At 44.6% G+C, this 15,168-nt stretch carries 16 protein-coding genes; 7 read left to right on the top strand and 9 right to left on the bottom strand.

Annotated features, from left to right (window positions below; all coding sequences use genetic code 11):
• Positions 1-3: 3 nt before the first annotated feature.
• Positions 4-363, bottom strand: a complete 360-nt coding sequence (locus HYN43_RS06070) for a DUF7009 family protein (protein WP_119408598.1) — start codon at positions 361-363, stop codon at positions 4-6.
• Positions 364-687: 324 nt separating this feature from the next.
• On the opposite strand from HYN43_RS06070, the gene HYN43_RS06065 reads away from it, so the two are divergent.
• Positions 688-1,677 carry an alpha/beta hydrolase gene (locus HYN43_RS06065; protein ID WP_119408597.1) on the top strand — a complete coding sequence of 330 codons (990 nt, stop codon included), beginning with the start codon at positions 688-690 and terminating at the stop codon, positions 1,675-1,677.
• 206 nt (positions 1,678-1,883) lie between these two features.
• On the opposite strand, the gene HYN43_RS06060 is transcribed toward HYN43_RS06065, so the two are convergent.
• The 4 genes from HYN43_RS06060 to HYN43_RS06045 are packed head-to-tail and all read right to left on the bottom strand — an operon-like array spanning position 1,884 to position 4,979.
• Positions 1,884-2,708: a DUF4097 family beta strand repeat-containing protein gene (locus HYN43_RS06060; protein WP_119408596.1), complete on the bottom strand. Its 825-nt coding sequence runs from the start codon at positions 2,706-2,708 to the stop codon at positions 1,884-1,886.
• Between the two features lie 11 nt (positions 2,709-2,719).
• Positions 2,720-3,586 carry a DUF4097 family beta strand repeat-containing protein gene (locus tag HYN43_RS06055; RefSeq protein ID WP_119408595.1) on the bottom strand — a complete coding sequence of 289 codons (867 nt, stop codon included), beginning with the start codon at positions 3,584-3,586 and terminating at the stop codon, positions 2,720-2,722.
• Positions 3,587-3,601: 15 nt separating this feature from the next.
• A complete protein-coding gene (locus tag HYN43_RS06050) occupies positions 3,602-4,417 on the bottom strand; it encodes a zf-HC2 domain-containing protein (protein WP_119409276.1) in 816 nt (271 codons plus the stop codon).
• 13 nt (positions 4,418-4,430) lie between these two features.
• A complete protein-coding gene (locus tag HYN43_RS06045; RefSeq protein WP_205589883.1) occupies positions 4,431-4,979 on the bottom strand; it encodes an RNA polymerase sigma factor in 549 nt (182 codons plus the stop codon).
• 248 nt (positions 4,980-5,227) lie between these two features.
• Here HYN43_RS06045 and HYN43_RS06040 point away from each other — a divergent pair, with 248 nt between their 5' ends.
• Positions 5,228-5,590: a nuclear transport factor 2 family protein gene (locus HYN43_RS06040; RefSeq protein WP_119408594.1), complete on the top strand. Its 363-nt coding sequence runs from the start codon at positions 5,228-5,230 to the stop codon at positions 5,588-5,590.
• A gap of 70 nt (positions 5,591-5,660) precedes the next feature.
• Here the strand turns inward: HYN43_RS06040 and uxuA are convergent, their stop codons facing one another.
• Positions 5,661-6,836, bottom strand: a complete 1,176-nt coding sequence (gene uxuA / locus HYN43_RS06035) for a mannonate dehydratase (protein WP_205589882.1) — start codon at positions 6,834-6,836, stop codon at positions 5,661-5,663.
• A gap of 390 nt (positions 6,837-7,226) precedes the next feature.
• Here uxuA and HYN43_RS06030 point away from each other — a divergent pair, with 390 nt between their 5' ends.
• Genes HYN43_RS06030 through HYN43_RS06020 form a run of 3 tightly spaced genes read left to right on the top strand, consistent with a single transcriptional unit; the run spans position 7,227 to position 10,093 of the window.
• Complete coding sequence (locus HYN43_RS06030; protein WP_119409273.1) at positions 7,227-8,615, top strand: sensor histidine kinase; 1,389 nt, start codon at positions 7,227-7,229, stop codon at positions 8,613-8,615.
• A 57-nt stretch (positions 8,616-8,672) separates the two neighbouring features.
• On the top strand, positions 8,673-9,050 hold the full coding sequence (locus HYN43_RS06025) for a response regulator (RefSeq protein WP_119408593.1): 378 nt from the start codon (positions 8,673-8,675) through the stop codon (positions 9,048-9,050).
• Positions 9,050-10,093, top strand: a complete 1,044-nt coding sequence (locus HYN43_RS06020) for an adenylate/guanylate cyclase domain-containing protein (RefSeq protein WP_205589881.1) — start codon at positions 9,050-9,052, stop codon at positions 10,091-10,093. The genes HYN43_RS06025 and HYN43_RS06020 overlap by 1 nt, the downstream gene beginning before the upstream one ends.
• Positions 10,094-10,299: 206 nt before the next feature.
• On the opposite strand, the gene HYN43_RS06015 is transcribed toward HYN43_RS06020, so the two are convergent.
• The 3 genes from HYN43_RS06015 to HYN43_RS06005 form a co-directional block, all read right to left on the bottom strand.
• On the bottom strand, positions 10,300-10,941 hold the full coding sequence (locus tag HYN43_RS06015; protein WP_119408591.1) for a hypothetical protein: 642 nt from the start codon (positions 10,939-10,941) through the stop codon (positions 10,300-10,302).
• A gap of 84 nt (positions 10,942-11,025) precedes the next feature.
• On the bottom strand, positions 11,026-11,904 hold the full coding sequence (locus tag HYN43_RS06010) for a YitT family protein (protein WP_119408590.1): 879 nt from the start codon (positions 11,902-11,904) through the stop codon (positions 11,026-11,028).
• A gap of 13 nt (positions 11,905-11,917) precedes the next feature.
• Positions 11,918-12,493 (bottom strand): HD domain-containing protein, encoded by a 576-nt coding sequence (locus HYN43_RS06005; protein WP_119408589.1) that lies wholly within the window; start codon positions 12,491-12,493, stop codon positions 11,918-11,920.
• A gap of 362 nt (positions 12,494-12,855) precedes the next feature.
• On the opposite strand from HYN43_RS06005, the gene HYN43_RS06000 reads away from it, so the two are divergent.
• Both HYN43_RS06000 and HYN43_RS05995 read left to right on the top strand, forming a co-directional pair.
• Entirely contained in the window at positions 12,856-14,094 is a 1,239-nt protein-coding gene (locus tag HYN43_RS06000; RefSeq protein WP_119408588.1) for a dicarboxylate/amino acid:cation symporter, read from the top strand.
• 113 nt (positions 14,095-14,207) lie between these two features.
• Positions 14,208-14,822, top strand: coding sequence for a trimeric intracellular cation channel family protein (locus tag HYN43_RS05995; RefSeq protein WP_119408587.1), 615 nt, complete (start codon positions 14,208-14,210; stop codon positions 14,820-14,822).
• Positions 14,823-15,168 lie beyond the last annotated feature (346 nt).

Genomic DNA, 15,168 nt, shown 5'->3' with positions numbered 1-15,168 from the left:
CACTTAACTTTTATTTGCCACCAATAACGGATTAGGATAGTTGTCGCTTTGATCCTCGCCGGTATTATCCAGGCAGGTAAAATCTTTTTCAACCAGCAGGCTTACCGGGCCGTTTTGATCTTCGAAACCAACCTTTTCTGTTTCCATTAATTCAACAACCATGCTTTTAGGCATATTTAACAGGATTGTGTCTCCGGTGTAATCTGCCGAAAGCCGGTCATCATCAGTTACAGCAATAGCATAAACAAGCGTTTTAAGGCCAAAGTCAGATCTGTCTTCCAGGTAGCCTTTGCTATTTAATGTTGCGGTGTCGGATCTGGTAAGCCGGTATCTTAACGAATTGCCCTTTATTCTGATTTTCATAGTAGATAAATATAAATATAATTACAAAAACGTCTTTTTCTTTAAAAAAGCACTGGGAAGCAATATTAAACTTTAAAATAGTTGCTGCAAGATACAATCATGGCAACAGCAAAGTTATAGCGCATTCCGGGCTGCCAATATTATGATTATGATAACTACTATTGTTTAACTGATTTGCATTATTCGTCATCAAGTCGCGGTTTGACGAAATACCGCCACATTTGCGAGGACAAAAAAAACACAACAAACTACATATCAACATCTTAAACAAACGGCACCACTTTGGCATTTAGGCAGTCAAATCATTCAAATGTAAACACTAACATGGAAACATCTGCAACTCCACAAACCCATGCGGTTGATTATGCAACCGATCCAAACCTGTCTGAAGCGGTAAAAAAATTTTTAGCGCCTTTAAATGCCGGCGGTCCGCCGCTCGAAAGCTTCCCGGTGCCTGATGCCCGCGAGGTATTGGTTGGCGCACAGGCCGCCTTTGCGGTTGATTATTCAGGTATCGAAGAATCGGAAAAAACCATTACTTATGATGGCTATACCGTTATCCTGAACATTGTAAAACCCGAAGGCTCTGCATCTGTCACTCCCGTTTTTATGTTCACCCACGGCGGCGGCTGGGTTTTGGGCGATTACCCTACCCACAAACGCATGGTGCGCGATTTGGTGGTACTAACCGGCTACACGGGCGTGTTTGTTAACTACAGTTTATCGCCCGAGGCCAAATATCCGCAGGCCTTAAATGAAGTTTATGCCGTAGCACAATGGATAGCAGCCAATGGTGCCGAAATTAACGTTGATGGCAGCAACCTGGCCATTGTAGGCAACAGCGCAGGTGGTAACCTTGCTACCGCTACTACCCTGTTGGCTAAAGAAAAAGGCGGTCCCGAATTTAAAGTGCAGGTACTGATGTGGCCTGTTACCGATGCTAACTTCGACAACCTGTCGTTCCAGTTGTATGGTCAGCAACGCTTCCTTACCTCATCATTAATGCAATGGATGTGGGATCAGTATATCCCCGTTGAACAACGTAAAGAAATTTACGCGGCACCGCTGCAGGCTACGATTGAGCAACTGAAAGGCCTGCCCCCAACCCTGATCCAAACTGCCGAAAACGATATTTTACGCGATGAGGGCGAGGCTTACGGCCGTAAACTGGATAAAGCCGGTGTTACCGTAACCACAGTTCGCTACAATGATGTAATTCATGATTTTGGCCTGCTGAACGGCCTTGCCGAAATTCCGCAAACCAAAGCCCTGTTTATACAGGCCGCACAGGAGTTGAAAAAATATTTAGGATAATGTTAATTGGTTAGAACAGGCGCGGCCGTTTCTTTGCAAGGAGGGCAGTCGCTTTTTTGTTGGCTCTGCTTGAGTTTTCCCGTCTCAGACTGAAACTAAACCGTCATTGCGAGGAACGAAGCAATCGCGAACTATGCAGATCGGCTCTGTAAGTCGGGGATCGCTTCGTTCCTCACAATGACGGCTACTATGTTCTACATTTACCTTTACTTCGCCTTCCGGATATAAATACTGCCGAAAGTAGTTTTCATTAACAGCTCCGGCCCGCCACCTGCTATTTTACCGTACACCCAATCTTCCATTTTCAGGCTGTACATGCCTTTTTCGCCACCGTTTTTGGTAATTACCGGCTTGCGTTGTTCGGTAACCACATCAAAATCGGTAAATACATCGCCCTGGTCTGATTTTAATTTGACGTTAGCTTTCAGGCTGGCCGGGAAGGTAACATCAATCTTGCCATTCAGCGTTGAAAAAGCCATGGCCGCTTTCGCGTCGATACTTTTAAAGGTAACCTCAACATTCCCGTTTACGGTATTGGCCACAACCGACCCTGCAATGTTGTTCAGCTTAATATAACCGTTAACGTTTCTGATTTCCAGATCGCCGCTAAGGTTGCCGGCAATAATATTACCGTTATTTACTGTTGATAATTTAACGCTGGTGCTGTTCATGGGCACTTTAATGGTTAGATTGGTGGTGCGCATGGGGCTGCCGTGAATACTTACCGTATTGTTGTTTTCCTGAGCCTGTACATCAAGATTACTACCTGCAAACAAGCGCTTCATTCCGCCCGGAGCCGTTTCTTTTTCGCGGTGTTTTCTTTCTTCGCCCTGGGCATCAATAACAATGTCCTTGCCATCGTAACCGGTAACAGTGATTGATCCGTTAACCAGGCCTACATCAAGTTTGTAAGGCTTTCCTGGTTCGCTCAGGGGAACTACCAATTGTCCTTTATCTCCGTCCTGTGCCCAAAGCCTCGCGCTTAGCAGCAGGGTTAGCATTAGGGTGCTTGTAAATTTTATAGCTTTCATGTTGTTATATTTTATTGTTGTTTTTTGATATAGATATTCCCGTTAAGGGTTTCAAATTTGAATAGTTTGCCACCTGCCCCTATCCTGACACCATTATTTTTGCTGAGTTTGTAGGTTGTGCCGGCTCCGCTTTTTGATTCGGTTTTGCTTACGCGGGTAGGCAGTACTTCCGTATCCGGAAAATCGGTATAAAACTGGCCGTTCATGCTTTTAAATTCAAGGTCGGCGGCGAGGTTTGCCGGGTAGGTTACTTCCAGTTTGCCGTTTAGCGTGTAGTAATTTGATGCATCGGGCGGCACCGACAGGTAAGTAACCGTTAGCGGGCCGTTGATGGTATGCGCATTGGTTGTACCTTTTGCATTGGCAATAGTTATGCCGCCGTTTACGTTATTTACTTTCAACGCGCCATACACATCTTTAACCTCCACATCACCATCATTTACTGTTGATACGCACAGATTGATACCGTAAGGCACTTTTACTACATATTCAAGCTTAACGGTATATTTATTATGCCGGTGTTGGTCGTCTCGGCGCCAGCTTTGGCGTGGGCGGGTATCATAAGGTTCGGCAATGTAGGCTACTATACTGTCTGCTTTTTGATAAAACCCAAGTTTAACTTCTTTCTTTGCATTCTCTATTTCAGCATGATCATCGGCCCTGATGGTTTCGTCTACTTCCATAGTTACCTGGTTACCTGCGTATCCCTGCACGGTTATCGAACCGAAAATATTGTAGATGGCCAGTGTAGTGCCCGAAGCAGTTCCCTGCAAGGTAAACTGCTTGCTGATATGCTCTTTATAATCCTGCGCATGTGCCGAAATCCGGGCAAGGCAAAGCCCCAAACCTGTTAAAACAGGCAATAGTGATCTTTTCATAATGGTGGTTTATTTTTAAATAAGTTGAGTTATGGTTTGTTTGATCTTGTTGCGTACGCCGTTGTCCAGATCCTTTTGCTTGAGCAGTTCTTTGAATGAACCTACCGAACGCTTTTCCTGCAGTTTCAGCATCACATCGGCAATGGCCAGTTGCATCAGCGGCGAATCCTGCTCAATGATTGATTTGATGAGCCCTTCTCTAACCTCGGGTCTGCCGGCCAGATGGGTTAATGCATCAAGTGTACTGAGGCGTACATTTACATTGGGGTCGTTATTCAATGTAGCTAACAGTGCATCTATCACCTGTTTGTCGGCATGCTTGATCTCGCCGGTATAACTTACGCCCCTGATCCTTTCGGATGCCGAAGGGTTTTCCAACAGGGCCAGCATCATGGTTTGCTTCAACTCATGTACCTGCGAACTTAAAGCTTTCAATTGTTTATCCTGATCATCAGCTTTGCCCTTCCCAAAAAACAGGTAACCTGCTCCGGCTACAATCAATATCATCACAAAATTATAAGCCATGGGCCAGCGCGGCTGCCATTCCCAAAGCCTGCCGATGTGGTATTTAACATCTGCCCAAAAACTTCTTTGCTCTTTTACTGATTGCTTATAGGTATCCAGCATGGCATAAAATTTAACGCCCATGTTGGCCGATGGTTCGGGAGTTTCAACTTCTCCCATGGTATCCCACACCTTTTGCAGACCAAGCAATTCTTCGCGGCAGTTATCGCAACCCGCGATATGCCGTTCCAGTACCCCTTTTTCTTCGGTGCTTAGTTCTTTGTTTATCCAACCGGTAAACAGTTCCTCGTATAGCTCACATTTCATCTTTTATACTGTTTTATCGTTCTGTTTTTACATAAATACTCTTAAGCTCCTGCATGGCCCGGTGAATGCGCACTTTTACCGTGCCTTCCGTCATGCCCAGTATCTCGGCTATTTCCTGGCATTTCAGTTCCTGGAAACGGCTCAGCGCCAAAATTTCGCGCTGGCTTTCGCTTAGCTTTTCCATGGCCCGGTGCAGACCGGCTTTGGCTTGTTTTTTTTCAAACTGCTCGTCGGGTACAAGGCCACCGGCCATGGCTTCGGCTGCTTCCACCCCTTCATGCTGTATCTGCAGCTTGTTTTTGCGCCAGTGATCTTTAAGTACATTGCGGGCAATGGAATACATCCAGTGAATATATTCGCCCGTACCGGTAAAGGTGTGGCGGTATTTCAGCATTTTGTAAAATACCTGCTGTACCATATCCTCGGCCAGTTCGCGCTGATAGGTCATGTGGAACAGGAAACCATAAAGCTGACGGTTATAGCGCTCAAATAACAGGCCCATCCTGTCAAGGTCGCCGGCTTTCACCTTTAGCATAATGGCGTTATCTGTAAGCGTGTTCAATCAGTTTGTAATTATGTAATATACCTTAAGTACTTCGGCGGTGGGAAATGGTTACATAAAATTTAAAGTTTTTTTAATGTTTTTTGCAGCGAGGCATAAAATTAAGACAGCTCTAAATCCGAAATCGAACATCCAAATTCCGAAATCAACATAACCCTATCAAACTTAACAGAAATTTAAACCAAACAGGCATTGGCTTTGAAGTGTTTATCCCTAACTTTATTACATACAATTAAAACCAACAGATTATGACCACCACCGAAGTAGCAGAAAAATTAGTGCAATATTGCCGCGAAGGCCAACATACCCAGGCTATTGATGAACTTTATGCCGATAACATAGTAAGCCGCGAACCTGCAGGCTCGCCAATGGAACTTACCGAAGGTAAAGAAGCTGTTAAAGGCAAAACTGAATACTGGTACTCTACGGTGCAAGAGGTACACAGCGGCGAAGTATCTGACCCAATTGTTACCGGCAACTTTTTCGCTGTAACTATGGATATGGACGTAACCTACAAAGAAGGCGGCCGTATCCCGATGAACGAGATTGCTGTTTACGAAGTAAAGGACGGCAAAATTGTAGCCGAACAGTTTTTTTACAACATGGGCTAAAACCAACCGATCATAAACCAGGAAGGCCCCGCATAATGCCGGGGCCTTTCCTGTTTATAAGCTCTCAATTTTATTCCATCGAGCGGATAATGCCCAACTCAAGCCCTCTCAACTCGGCAAGCCCACGCAGGCGACCGATGGCCGAATAGCCCGGGTTGGTTTTCTTGTTTAGGTCATCCAGCATCTGGTGACCATGATCGGGCCGCATCGGGATATTGAGTTTGCGTTGCTGCATTACGTGTACCAGTTCCTTCACTACGGCATACATATCCACATCGCCTTCCAGGTGGTTATCTTCATAAAAATCGCCAAATTCATTACGGCGGGTGCTGCGCAGGTGGATGAAGTTGATCCTGTCGGCAAATTGTTTAACCATGGCGGGCAGGTCGTTATCGGGGCGTACTCCGTAACTTCCGGTGCAGAAGCACAGGCCGTTGTTTAACGAGGGTACAGCTTCAATCAGGGCGTTGATGTGCTCGGCAGTGCTTACTACTCTTGGCAAACCTAAAATAGCATACGGCGGATCGTCCGGGTGGATCACCATTTTAACGTTGCTGGCATCGGCAACCGGCATAATCTCGCTCAAGAAGTAAATGAGGTTTTGCCTTAAGCGTTCGGCATCAATGCCATCGTAAGCGGCCAGGGCTTCCCTGAATTTATCGAGGGTGAAACTTTCTTCGCTGCCTGGTAAGCCAGCAATGATATTGCGTTGCAGTAGTTGTTTATCATCATCTGTCATGCCGTCAAAACGGGCTTTGGCGCGGTCAAGTTCTTCAATGGTGTACTCCAACTCGGCACCTGACCGTTGCAGCATAAATACATCAAAGGCTATAAAAGCGGCTTTTTCAAAGCGGAGGGCTTTGGAACCGTCTTCAACTGTAAAACTCAAATCGGTACGGGTCCAATCCAGTACCGGCATAAAGTTGTAGGTAACTGTATGGATACCGCAGGCCGCCAGGTTTTGCAGGCTTTGCCTGTAGTTTTCGATGTATTGCTGATAGCCCTCGGTTTGGGTTTTGATGGCTTCATGTACGGGTACGCTTTCTACCACATCCCAGGTAAGGCCGGCAGCTTCGATGATGGCCTTGCGCTCGTTAATGGCTTCAACACTCCATACCTGACCGTTGGGTACCTGGTGCAGAGCGCTTACTACGCCAGTGCAACCAGCCTGGCGGATATCGGCCAAACTAACCGGATCATTAGGGCCATACCAGCGCATGGTATTGATCATACTATATGTACTCATTTTTTATATAGATAGGTTTAATAATTCAAAAAAAGCGGCGTGTTCCAGTTTTTTAGTGGAACACTTTGCAAAAAACGAACTACTGATAATCAATTAGTTAAGTGTTCCAGTTTTCAAATAAAAAACTTAACTAACTGATAATCAAGAATCATGATTTCCGGAATTCAATTTCTGGAACACCCGTTTTTAAAAGTGGAACACTGACAAATTGATGGCAGTAAACACACCCCTGCTTTTATTCCGGGCCAATAATCGTTATATTTTTTTAATCGGCTTATAATTAATGGTAATTTGTTTTGCGGGCTGATTAAATTGCAGCCATTATTTAATTATTGGTGTAAAATTGTTAAATTTCGGCTTCGCATTTATAAAATTCGCAAAACAACCTACATGAGTTTAGAACCTTTTCTGGCGGTATTTGTAATTACGCAATTCAGGAAAAACCTGAAAAACGATGGCCTCGTTGAAAAATGGAACAAGTATCTTAACATAGGCTATTTCATTGCAATCGGCATTTTCTTTTTCGATGTAAGCTTCAGCGCCCACAAGGTGGCCCTGGTTTTTGCACACCTGTATTTTTTAGGCGTTGTTATAGCCCCTTATTATATCGACGAACTAAAATCGAGCAAGCAGCTTGCTTTTGCCCTGATACCGTATGCGGTTGCGGGTTTGATAAGCGATATACTGGAGAAATGGTTCCCAACATTTTACGATAACCACGAAAATACTATACAGAGTTTGGTGATATTTTCGCTGATCTGGGCATTTTCGTTATGGATGATTAACCGTAAACAGTCCAAAGCCCTCGAAAACGAACGCCGCCAGCGCTTTGCCGAGCAGGAACAAAACCGCATGATGGCCGCCATGAAGGTAAACCTGGAAAGTGAGGTACGGGAGCGTACTGCAGAGTTGACCAAGCAAACCGAAGAATTGCAATTGGCCCTATCCGAACTGAAAAGTACCCAGGCCCAATTGATCCAATCCGAAAAAATGGCTTCTTTAGGTGAGCTTACTGCCGGGATAGCCCATGAGATTCAAAACCCGCTAAACTTTGTAAACAACTTCAGCGAGGTAAGTATCGAACTTTTAGAGGAGTTAAAAGAAGAGATATTGGATAAACTGCCCGATGATGTGAAGGAAGAAGCTGATGACATTATTAGCGACATCACCCAAAACCTGAGCAAAATAAACCAGCATGGCAAGCGTGCCGATGCCATTGTGAAAGGCATGCTGCAGCACTCGCGGGCCACAACAGGTAAAAAAGAACCTACCGACATTAACGCTCTTGCCGACGAATACCTGCGCCTCAGTTATCATGGTTTGCGGGCTAAGGATAAGTCATTTAACGCCGGGATGAAAACCAGTTTCGATCCGGAACTGGGTAAAATTGAGGCTATCCCGCAGGATTTGGGTCGCGTGTTGCTAAACCTTTTCAACAACTCGTTTTATTCTGTTACAGAAAAGAAGAAGTCATTGGCTGAAGGATATGAACCTACGGTAACGGTAAACACTCAAAAAATCAAATCGGCATCGGGCGCTAACATGGTACAGATTACAGTTGAAGATAATGGTACCGGCATCCCGCAAAAAGTATTGGATAAAATTTACCAGCCTTTTTTCACTACCAAACCTACCGGCCAGGGCACCGGGTTGGGTTTATCCATGAGTTATGATATTATTACCAAAGGCCATGGCGGCGAATTAAAGGTTGAAACGGCCGAGGGTCAGTTCGCTCGGTTTATCATTACGCTGCCCACGGGCAACGTTGAGGCCGCATAGGCATTTTTTACATTTAAGGGCCAATAAAGCCCGGCAAAAACTTAACTTTGAAGCACTATGAAAATACTTGTCGTTGATGATGAGGCCGATGTTCAGCCCTTGTTTTTACAACGTTTCAGGAAAGAGATAAAAACCGGCGAGGTGGAATTTAACTTCGCGCAATCGGGCGAGGAAGCGCTTCATTTTTTGGAAGAGCACCATTCGCAGGTGATCCTTATTTTATCAGATATCAATATGCCCGGCATGAGCGGGCTGGAGTTGTTGCGCAACATCCGTCAGCACTACGAAAAACCGCCGCCGGTGGTAATGATGATAACCGCCTACGGCGACGATGAAAACTACCGGCAATCGATGCAACTTGGTGCTAACGATTTTTTAACCAAGCCGCTTGATTTTAACAGCTTGAAAGACAAACTTAAACACTTAGAGCAATAATGGCCAAGATACTGGTTGTAGATGATGAGCAGGATTTGGAATTACTGATCAGGCAAAAATTCAGAAAAAAAATCCGTGAAGGCGCATATGAATTTGTTTTTGCCCAAAATGGATTTGAAGCGCTTACGCAACTAACCGCCCACCCCGATATTGATGTGGTACTAAGCGATATCAATATGCCCGAGATGGACGGCCTCACCCTGCTTACCAAGCTGCCCGATGCCAACCCCATTTTAAAAGCGATAATGGTATCCGCCTACAGCGATATGGATAATATCCGTACGGCTATGAACCGGGGCGCTTTTGATTTTGTGGTGAAACCGGTAAACTTTGAAGACCTCGACATCACCATCGAAAAAACGCTGCAGCATGTTATCGAACTAAAAAAAACCATGCAGGCTATCAAGGAAAACAATATCCTGCGCATGTATGTGGATGAGAACGTGCTCAATTTTATGACGCACAAGGAGTTTGAAAACAGCCTGCTGAGCAATGAAACCATTGATGCCACGGTGCTGTTTATAGATATCTGCGGTTTTACCGCCATTACAGAACATGTGGCTGCCGACAAAGTGGTAAGCATGATTAATAAGTACTTTGATGTAATGGTGCAGGAGATCATTGCCCAAAACGGCCACATCGATAAATTTATGGGCGATGCCGTAATGGCTGTTTTCCGCGGCGAATACCATTTGGACAGGGCCATTGATGCGGCTCTTGCCGTACGGGATAAAATGCACGGGGCCGATGACATCCAGGCAGGCGATAAAACTTTTACGCCTTCGGTTTCCATTGGTATTAACTCGGGCGAGATGATCTCGGGTAATATCGGCTCGGCCACATTAAAACGTTTGGATTATACCGTTATAGGCGATGCCGTGAACCTGGCACAGCGCCTGCAAACGGTGGCACAGGCCAACCAGATCATCGTTAGTGCCGATGTTTATGAAAAAGCCAAAGGCTCGTTCGCCCTTAATAAAATTGGCGAGGTAATTTTGAAGAATAAAGCTAAGCCGGTGGAGATTTATGAGGTGGTGGATTAAGTTTTAAGTCGGAAGTTTTAAGTTGAAAGTCAAAACTATCTGCCGCGGGTTTAGCGCAGCGTAACCCGTGGTGTAAAACAACTGAAGTTTTCAACTTCCGTGCCATTAACCTTGCAATAACATCGGCCGTGCGTTACAAACGCAAAACCACATTAAGCACTCATCAGAGATGAGCGCAAGATTATGTTTAAAGGGGAACGCAAGTTTTAAAAATTTGCCGGTTTACCACGTTTCACCGTAGTTTTCGGGTAAACAACCCGTTTGGTTGGATTATTTTCAGCAATCTTATTCAGTTCATCGCCTATTGCGAAACCCTTTTTAGCTAATTCGGTCCATGGTGATGATTCGTCGAGTATGGCTTTGATCGTATCCCCTGCCGAATAATTATCACAGTTGGTTAATATATAAAATTTGATGTGCCCCGGAAGAAGCGCGCCGACATCCTGTCTTCTCATTCGGGCAAAATGATATTGAGCTGTCGCCATGGCATCTATTGCAGCCAGGCGTAAATCTGCGGCGTCACTATCCCCAATATTTTTACGGGCATTCCTGGAGTTAAATATCCATACTGTACCATCGGCAAACGCAACAAGAGTTTGTAAAGCAGAACCAATATGCATTTCCATCATCAAAGCGAAAGCAGTTTCTTTATCATCAAACGTTGCTATGCCTAAATCTTCAGCCTTCAGCGCGAACGTTTCGTTCCTCAATTCAAGATAGCTGTCATAGTTTGAATTTACTATTTCTTCGCCAGTCTTGCGGTAACTCCTTCTTTGATAATACCGGTACAGCAGTATCCCCAACTGGAAAAGTAATGCGCCTCCAAATACCCAATATTCTTCTTTCATTTTTAGTTTAGGTTTTTACAATAAATGAACGCAGGAGTGTAGCCGTAAAGGAAAAGACTTACAAATTAAGACTTCCGACTTAAATCAATGGTCCCTCACCTTTTTCTTCAATACCCCACCCGCAGCTTCTTTAATGCTATTGGTAAATACGAATGCCTTAGGATCGATACGATGTACAAGATTTTTTAACCTCCGCACTTCCAAACGGGTTACTACGGTAAAAATGATATCAACCGGCTGGTGAACATCAAAGCTTTCTTTCATAAAACCACGCTCGCCTTTGTAAATAGTGATACCACGACCAAGTTCCATTACCAGTTTTTCTTTAATGATCTCACTTTGGCCCGAGATAATGTTTACCGCCGTATATTCCTCCAAACCATCAATAACAAAGGTGATGGTGCGGGATGCCGTGTAGTAAGTTAAAATAGAATATAATGCTGTAGGCAGGCCCAGTTCAACCGCGGCCACCAGGAAGATGATGATGTTGATACCTAAAATAATCTCGCTGATGGTAAAGCTGCTGCGTTTAAGGGTGTATAAAGCCAAAATCTCGATACCATCCAAAGCGCAACCTCCCCTAATGGATAAACCTACGCCGAGGCCCATAAACACGCCGCCAAATATGGATACCAGCAGTTTATCAGATGTGATAACCGGATAATGCACAAATTGCAAACACAACCCCAATCCAATTACACAGGCCAGCGTTTTAAGCGCGAACGATTTATTAACCTGGAACATCCCCATAATAACAAAAGGGATATTAGCAATAATGATTACGAAAGCGATGTTGAAATGATATAATTCGTGAAGTAGCAGTGAGATGCCGGTTACCCCGCCATCAAAGAAGCTGTTGGGCACCAAAAAACCTTTGAGGGCGAAACCGCAGAATAAAATACCGATGATTACTGTTACTACATCTTTGATAACTTCTTCAATTTTTAAACCCGGCTGTGTCATTAATGGCAGTATTTTATAGTCGTTTTGTGATAGCTGTTAAATGTTCGTTTTTACATTTATCCCTGAGCCTGAGCGCTGTTTGGGTAAAGTAGCGGTGGTTTTGCAGAAACTTCACCTGCTGTTTATCCCACGCCTGTTCTGATTCAAGGTGATCTGTAATTACAAGTTCCGAAAATAACCTTTTACTGAGGATAAAAAAATCATTTCGGCCCAAATAATCCAAATCGGCATCACAAATTATTTGCCCCAGGTGGTTATGAGGGTTTTGCGGAATTTTGGTTGCCATAATGATATCGCAAACATGGTCGATCTCATCTTCATTATAACCAAAATCAGGCAGGTATTGGCGGGCGTTTTTGCACGATCCGGTTTCATGATCAGCCTGGCCAAACAAAAAACCCGAATCGTGATAGTAGGCCGCCGTTAATAATAGTTGCGTATCATGTTCGCTTATCCCCTCGCCTGCGGCAAGTTGTTTGGCGGCGGCGTAAACATCCAGCGCATGATCGGCATTATGGTAATGGAAGCAATCGGCTAATTCTGTTTTTATTTTGGCGAGGATGAAGGCCCCGGCTTGTTCTACCTGCATTTAGTATTATAATGGGATGCTAAGATATTAATTTAGGGGAGATGTGAATATAAAAGCAAGTAAAATCAAACGTTGACGCTTTTATAACACGAGGCTCCTATGGAGCCCCAATTATTTAACTATTTTTCTATAAACACGATACCCCGATGGGGTGCCTGGCATGGCTTTTATGTTAAGGGAATAGTGTTTTTTTGCCACTCCGTTAGGAGTATTGTGTTTATAGCCCATAACATCGGCCTGATTCGGCTCCGTAGGTGCCTCGTCCAACTATGCAAGTCAACTATTGCTATTCACCCGTCACAATCACCACTGCCGGTGTAATTATCTATACCAAAACAAAACCTAACAATTATCTTAGCACAATGAACAGCTGGTTTAAAAATTATAAAGGCATCATCCTGCTTATAACGGGTATCATCATAGGCAGTATTGCCGGCGCGGTTTTGGGCAATAAGGTAGAGGTGATTAAACCCATCGGCGATATTTTTTTAAACCTGTTGTTTACAGCTGTTGTTCCACTCGTATTTTTTGCCATTGCATCGGCTATCGCCGGTTTGGATGGCTCACAAAAACTTGGCAGGCTGTTAGGTATCACTTCGCTGGTGTTTGTTGGTACCGTACTGGTTGCCGCTATTGTTACCATTGTAGCCATCTGGATTTTCCCTATCCATCAACATTTGGTGGCCAGCCCAATTACGGAGGCTATCACTAAAAAACCTTTTGGCGATCAGCTTACCAGCCTGTTCACCACCAGCGAGTTTTACCAGTTGCTATCGCGCAAAAGCATGCTGGCCATGATCATTTTCGCGGTAATTACCGGCTTCGCCATTTTAAACGCGGGCGAAAAGGGTAAACCTTTTGCGGCCTTTATTCATAGCGGAAACGAGGTATTCAAAAACATTTTTGTGCTGATCATGAAAATGGGGCCTGTTGGTTTGGGTGCTTACTTTGCCTACCAGGTGGGCGTGTTCGGGCCGCAATTGTTTGGAGGTTATGCGCGATCGATGGCGGTATATTACAGCGTTGGGGCATTTTATTACCTGGTGATATTTAGTTTATATGCTGTTATAGCCGGAGGGGTGGGCGCATTTAAACGTTACTGGCGTAATAATATCATACCATCGGCCACGGCGGTAGGTACCTGCAGCAGTATTGCCACTATCCCGGCCAATATGGATGCCGCTAAAAAGATGGGGATTTCTGATGCTATAGCTAATATTACTATTCCGTTGGGCGGCACGCTGCATAAAGAGGGTTCGAGCATTTCTTCTATTGTAAAAATGGCGGTAGTGTTCGCCCTGTTTGGTAAAAGTTTTGATAATCCGCAAACTATCATCGTTGCGCTTGCCATGACCGTTTTGGTAAGTTTGGTTGAGGGAGGCATCCCTAACGGTGGTTACATTGGCGAATTGCTGTTTATATCCGCTTATGGTTTTCCGCCCGAAGCCCTACCTCCTGCAATCATTATCGGCACATTGGTTGACCCGATGGCTACTTTATTGAATGCTACCGGGGATACTGTGGCCGGGATGCTGGTGGCGCGGTTTGCGGAGGGAAAAAACTGGGCGGCCAGGTCTATCCCAATAACGAATGAACCTTAAAACTATCGTCATTGCGAGGAACGAAGCAATCGCGAACTATACAGGGCGGACTTGCTTCCGTGCGATTGCTTCGTTCCTCGCAATGACGGACGTTATATTCAAATATTCCAAATATGCTCCACTTACTCTACATAATCGCCATTATTGCCGAGGCCATGACGGCTGCCCTATCTGCCGGGAGGCGCGATATGGATTGGGTTGGTGTTTGTATCATTGCCTGGGTTACTGCCCTTGGTGGCGGTACGGTGCGTAATATTTTGTTTAACCACTACCCCATGAGCTGGGTTGAACACCCCGAATACCTGGTGATCACCGCCGGGGCGGCAATCTTAGCCGCAGTAATTGCCCGGTTAATGACCAAAATGAAAAAGCTTTTCCTTTATCTCGATGCCCTGGGTTTGGTAGTATTCACCATCATCGGCTGCCAGATAGCCGAGCAGATTAACCTGCCATGGCTTATTGTATTGCTAAGCGGCATGATAACAGGTTGCGCCGGAGGGGTACTGCGCGATGTGCTTTGTAATGAGGTGCCCCTTTTGTTCCGAAAGGAAGTTTATGCCAGTGCGTCCATTGTTACGGGGGCGGCGTATTTGGGGTTGGAATATTTGAGTGTTCCGGTTGGAATTTCTATTGTTGTGGCCTGTGTTATTGGATTGGCACTACGCCTGCTCTCTATTAAATATAACTGGCAGATGCCGAAGTTTGTTTATAGAGAGGAATGGCATTGACTTAATTTCGGAATTCGGATGTTCGATTTCGGTTTTTTATTTTTTGGGATTACACCGATTATTTTTTGATTACACCGATTTTGACCGTTGATGGTTTTTGATTACGTTGATTGCGTCGATTTTTTGTTTTTGGGATTGCACCGATTGATATCGTCTGAATCAGAATTTACAGAATTTTTGAATTAACAGAATGCTGTTCCGCGGAAACTTTCAATTCTGAAAATTTTATAATTCTGTAAATTCTGATTCAGACAGAATTTCCGGTTCTCAGGTGACGTAAGTTATAAACTTACGCTATTTACACCACGGGTTAGCAGGTATTGGGAATAAACAACAAAGGCGAGGA

Origin of the sequence: Mucilaginibacter celer (assembly GCF_003576455.2) — a bacterium.
GTDB lineage: Bacteria > Bacteroidota > Bacteroidia > Sphingobacteriales > Sphingobacteriaceae > Mucilaginibacter > Mucilaginibacter celer.
This window is presented reverse-complemented; position numbering and strand designations above follow the sequence as displayed.

Bases quoted from the DNA above. Each gene is read 5' to 3' on its own strand.
- HYN43_RS06050 (WP_119409276.1), bottom strand. From the start codon at position 4,417: ATGAAATGTGAGCTATACGAGGAACTGTTTACCGGTTGGATAAACAAA.
- uxuA (WP_205589882.1), bottom strand. From the start codon at position 6,836: ATGAGTACATATAGTATGATCAATACCATGCGCTGGTATGGCCCTAAT.
- HYN43_RS06055 (WP_119408595.1), bottom strand. From the start codon at position 3,586: ATGAAAAGATCACTATTGCCTGTTTTAACAGGTTTGGGGCTTTGCCTT.
- HYN43_RS06020 (WP_205589881.1), top strand. From the start codon at position 9,050: ATGGCCAAGATACTGGTTGTAGATGATGAGCAGGATTTGGAATTACTG.
- HYN43_RS05995 (WP_119408587.1), top strand. From the start codon at position 14,208: ATGCTCCACTTACTCTACATAATCGCCATTATTGCCGAGGCCATGACG.
- HYN43_RS06030 (WP_119409273.1), top strand. From the start codon at position 7,227: ATGAGTTTAGAACCTTTTCTGGCGGTATTTGTAATTACGCAATTCAGG.
- HYN43_RS06060 (WP_119408596.1), bottom strand. From the start codon at position 2,708: ATGAAAGCTATAAAATTTACAAGCACCCTAATGCTAACCCTGCTGCTA.
- HYN43_RS06000 (WP_119408588.1), top strand. From the start codon at position 12,856: ATGAACAGCTGGTTTAAAAATTATAAAGGCATCATCCTGCTTATAACG.
- HYN43_RS06040 (WP_119408594.1), top strand. From the start codon at position 5,228: ATGACCACCACCGAAGTAGCAGAAAAATTAGTGCAATATTGCCGCGAA.
- HYN43_RS06010 (WP_119408590.1), bottom strand. From the start codon at position 11,904: ATGACACAGCCGGGTTTAAAAATTGAAGAAGTTATCAAAGATGTAGTA.
- HYN43_RS06070 (WP_119408598.1), bottom strand. From the start codon at position 363: ATGAAAATCAGAATAAAGGGCAATTCGTTAAGATACCGGCTTACCAGA.
- HYN43_RS06015 (WP_119408591.1), bottom strand. From the start codon at position 10,941: ATGAAAGAAGAATATTGGGTATTTGGAGGCGCATTACTTTTCCAGTTG.
- HYN43_RS06065 (WP_119408597.1), top strand. From the start codon at position 688: ATGGAAACATCTGCAACTCCACAAACCCATGCGGTTGATTATGCAACC.
- HYN43_RS06025 (WP_119408593.1), top strand. From the start codon at position 8,673: ATGAAAATACTTGTCGTTGATGATGAGGCCGATGTTCAGCCCTTGTTT.
- HYN43_RS06005 (WP_119408589.1), bottom strand. From the start codon at position 12,493: ATGCAGGTAGAACAAGCCGGGGCCTTCATCCTCGCCAAAATAAAAACA.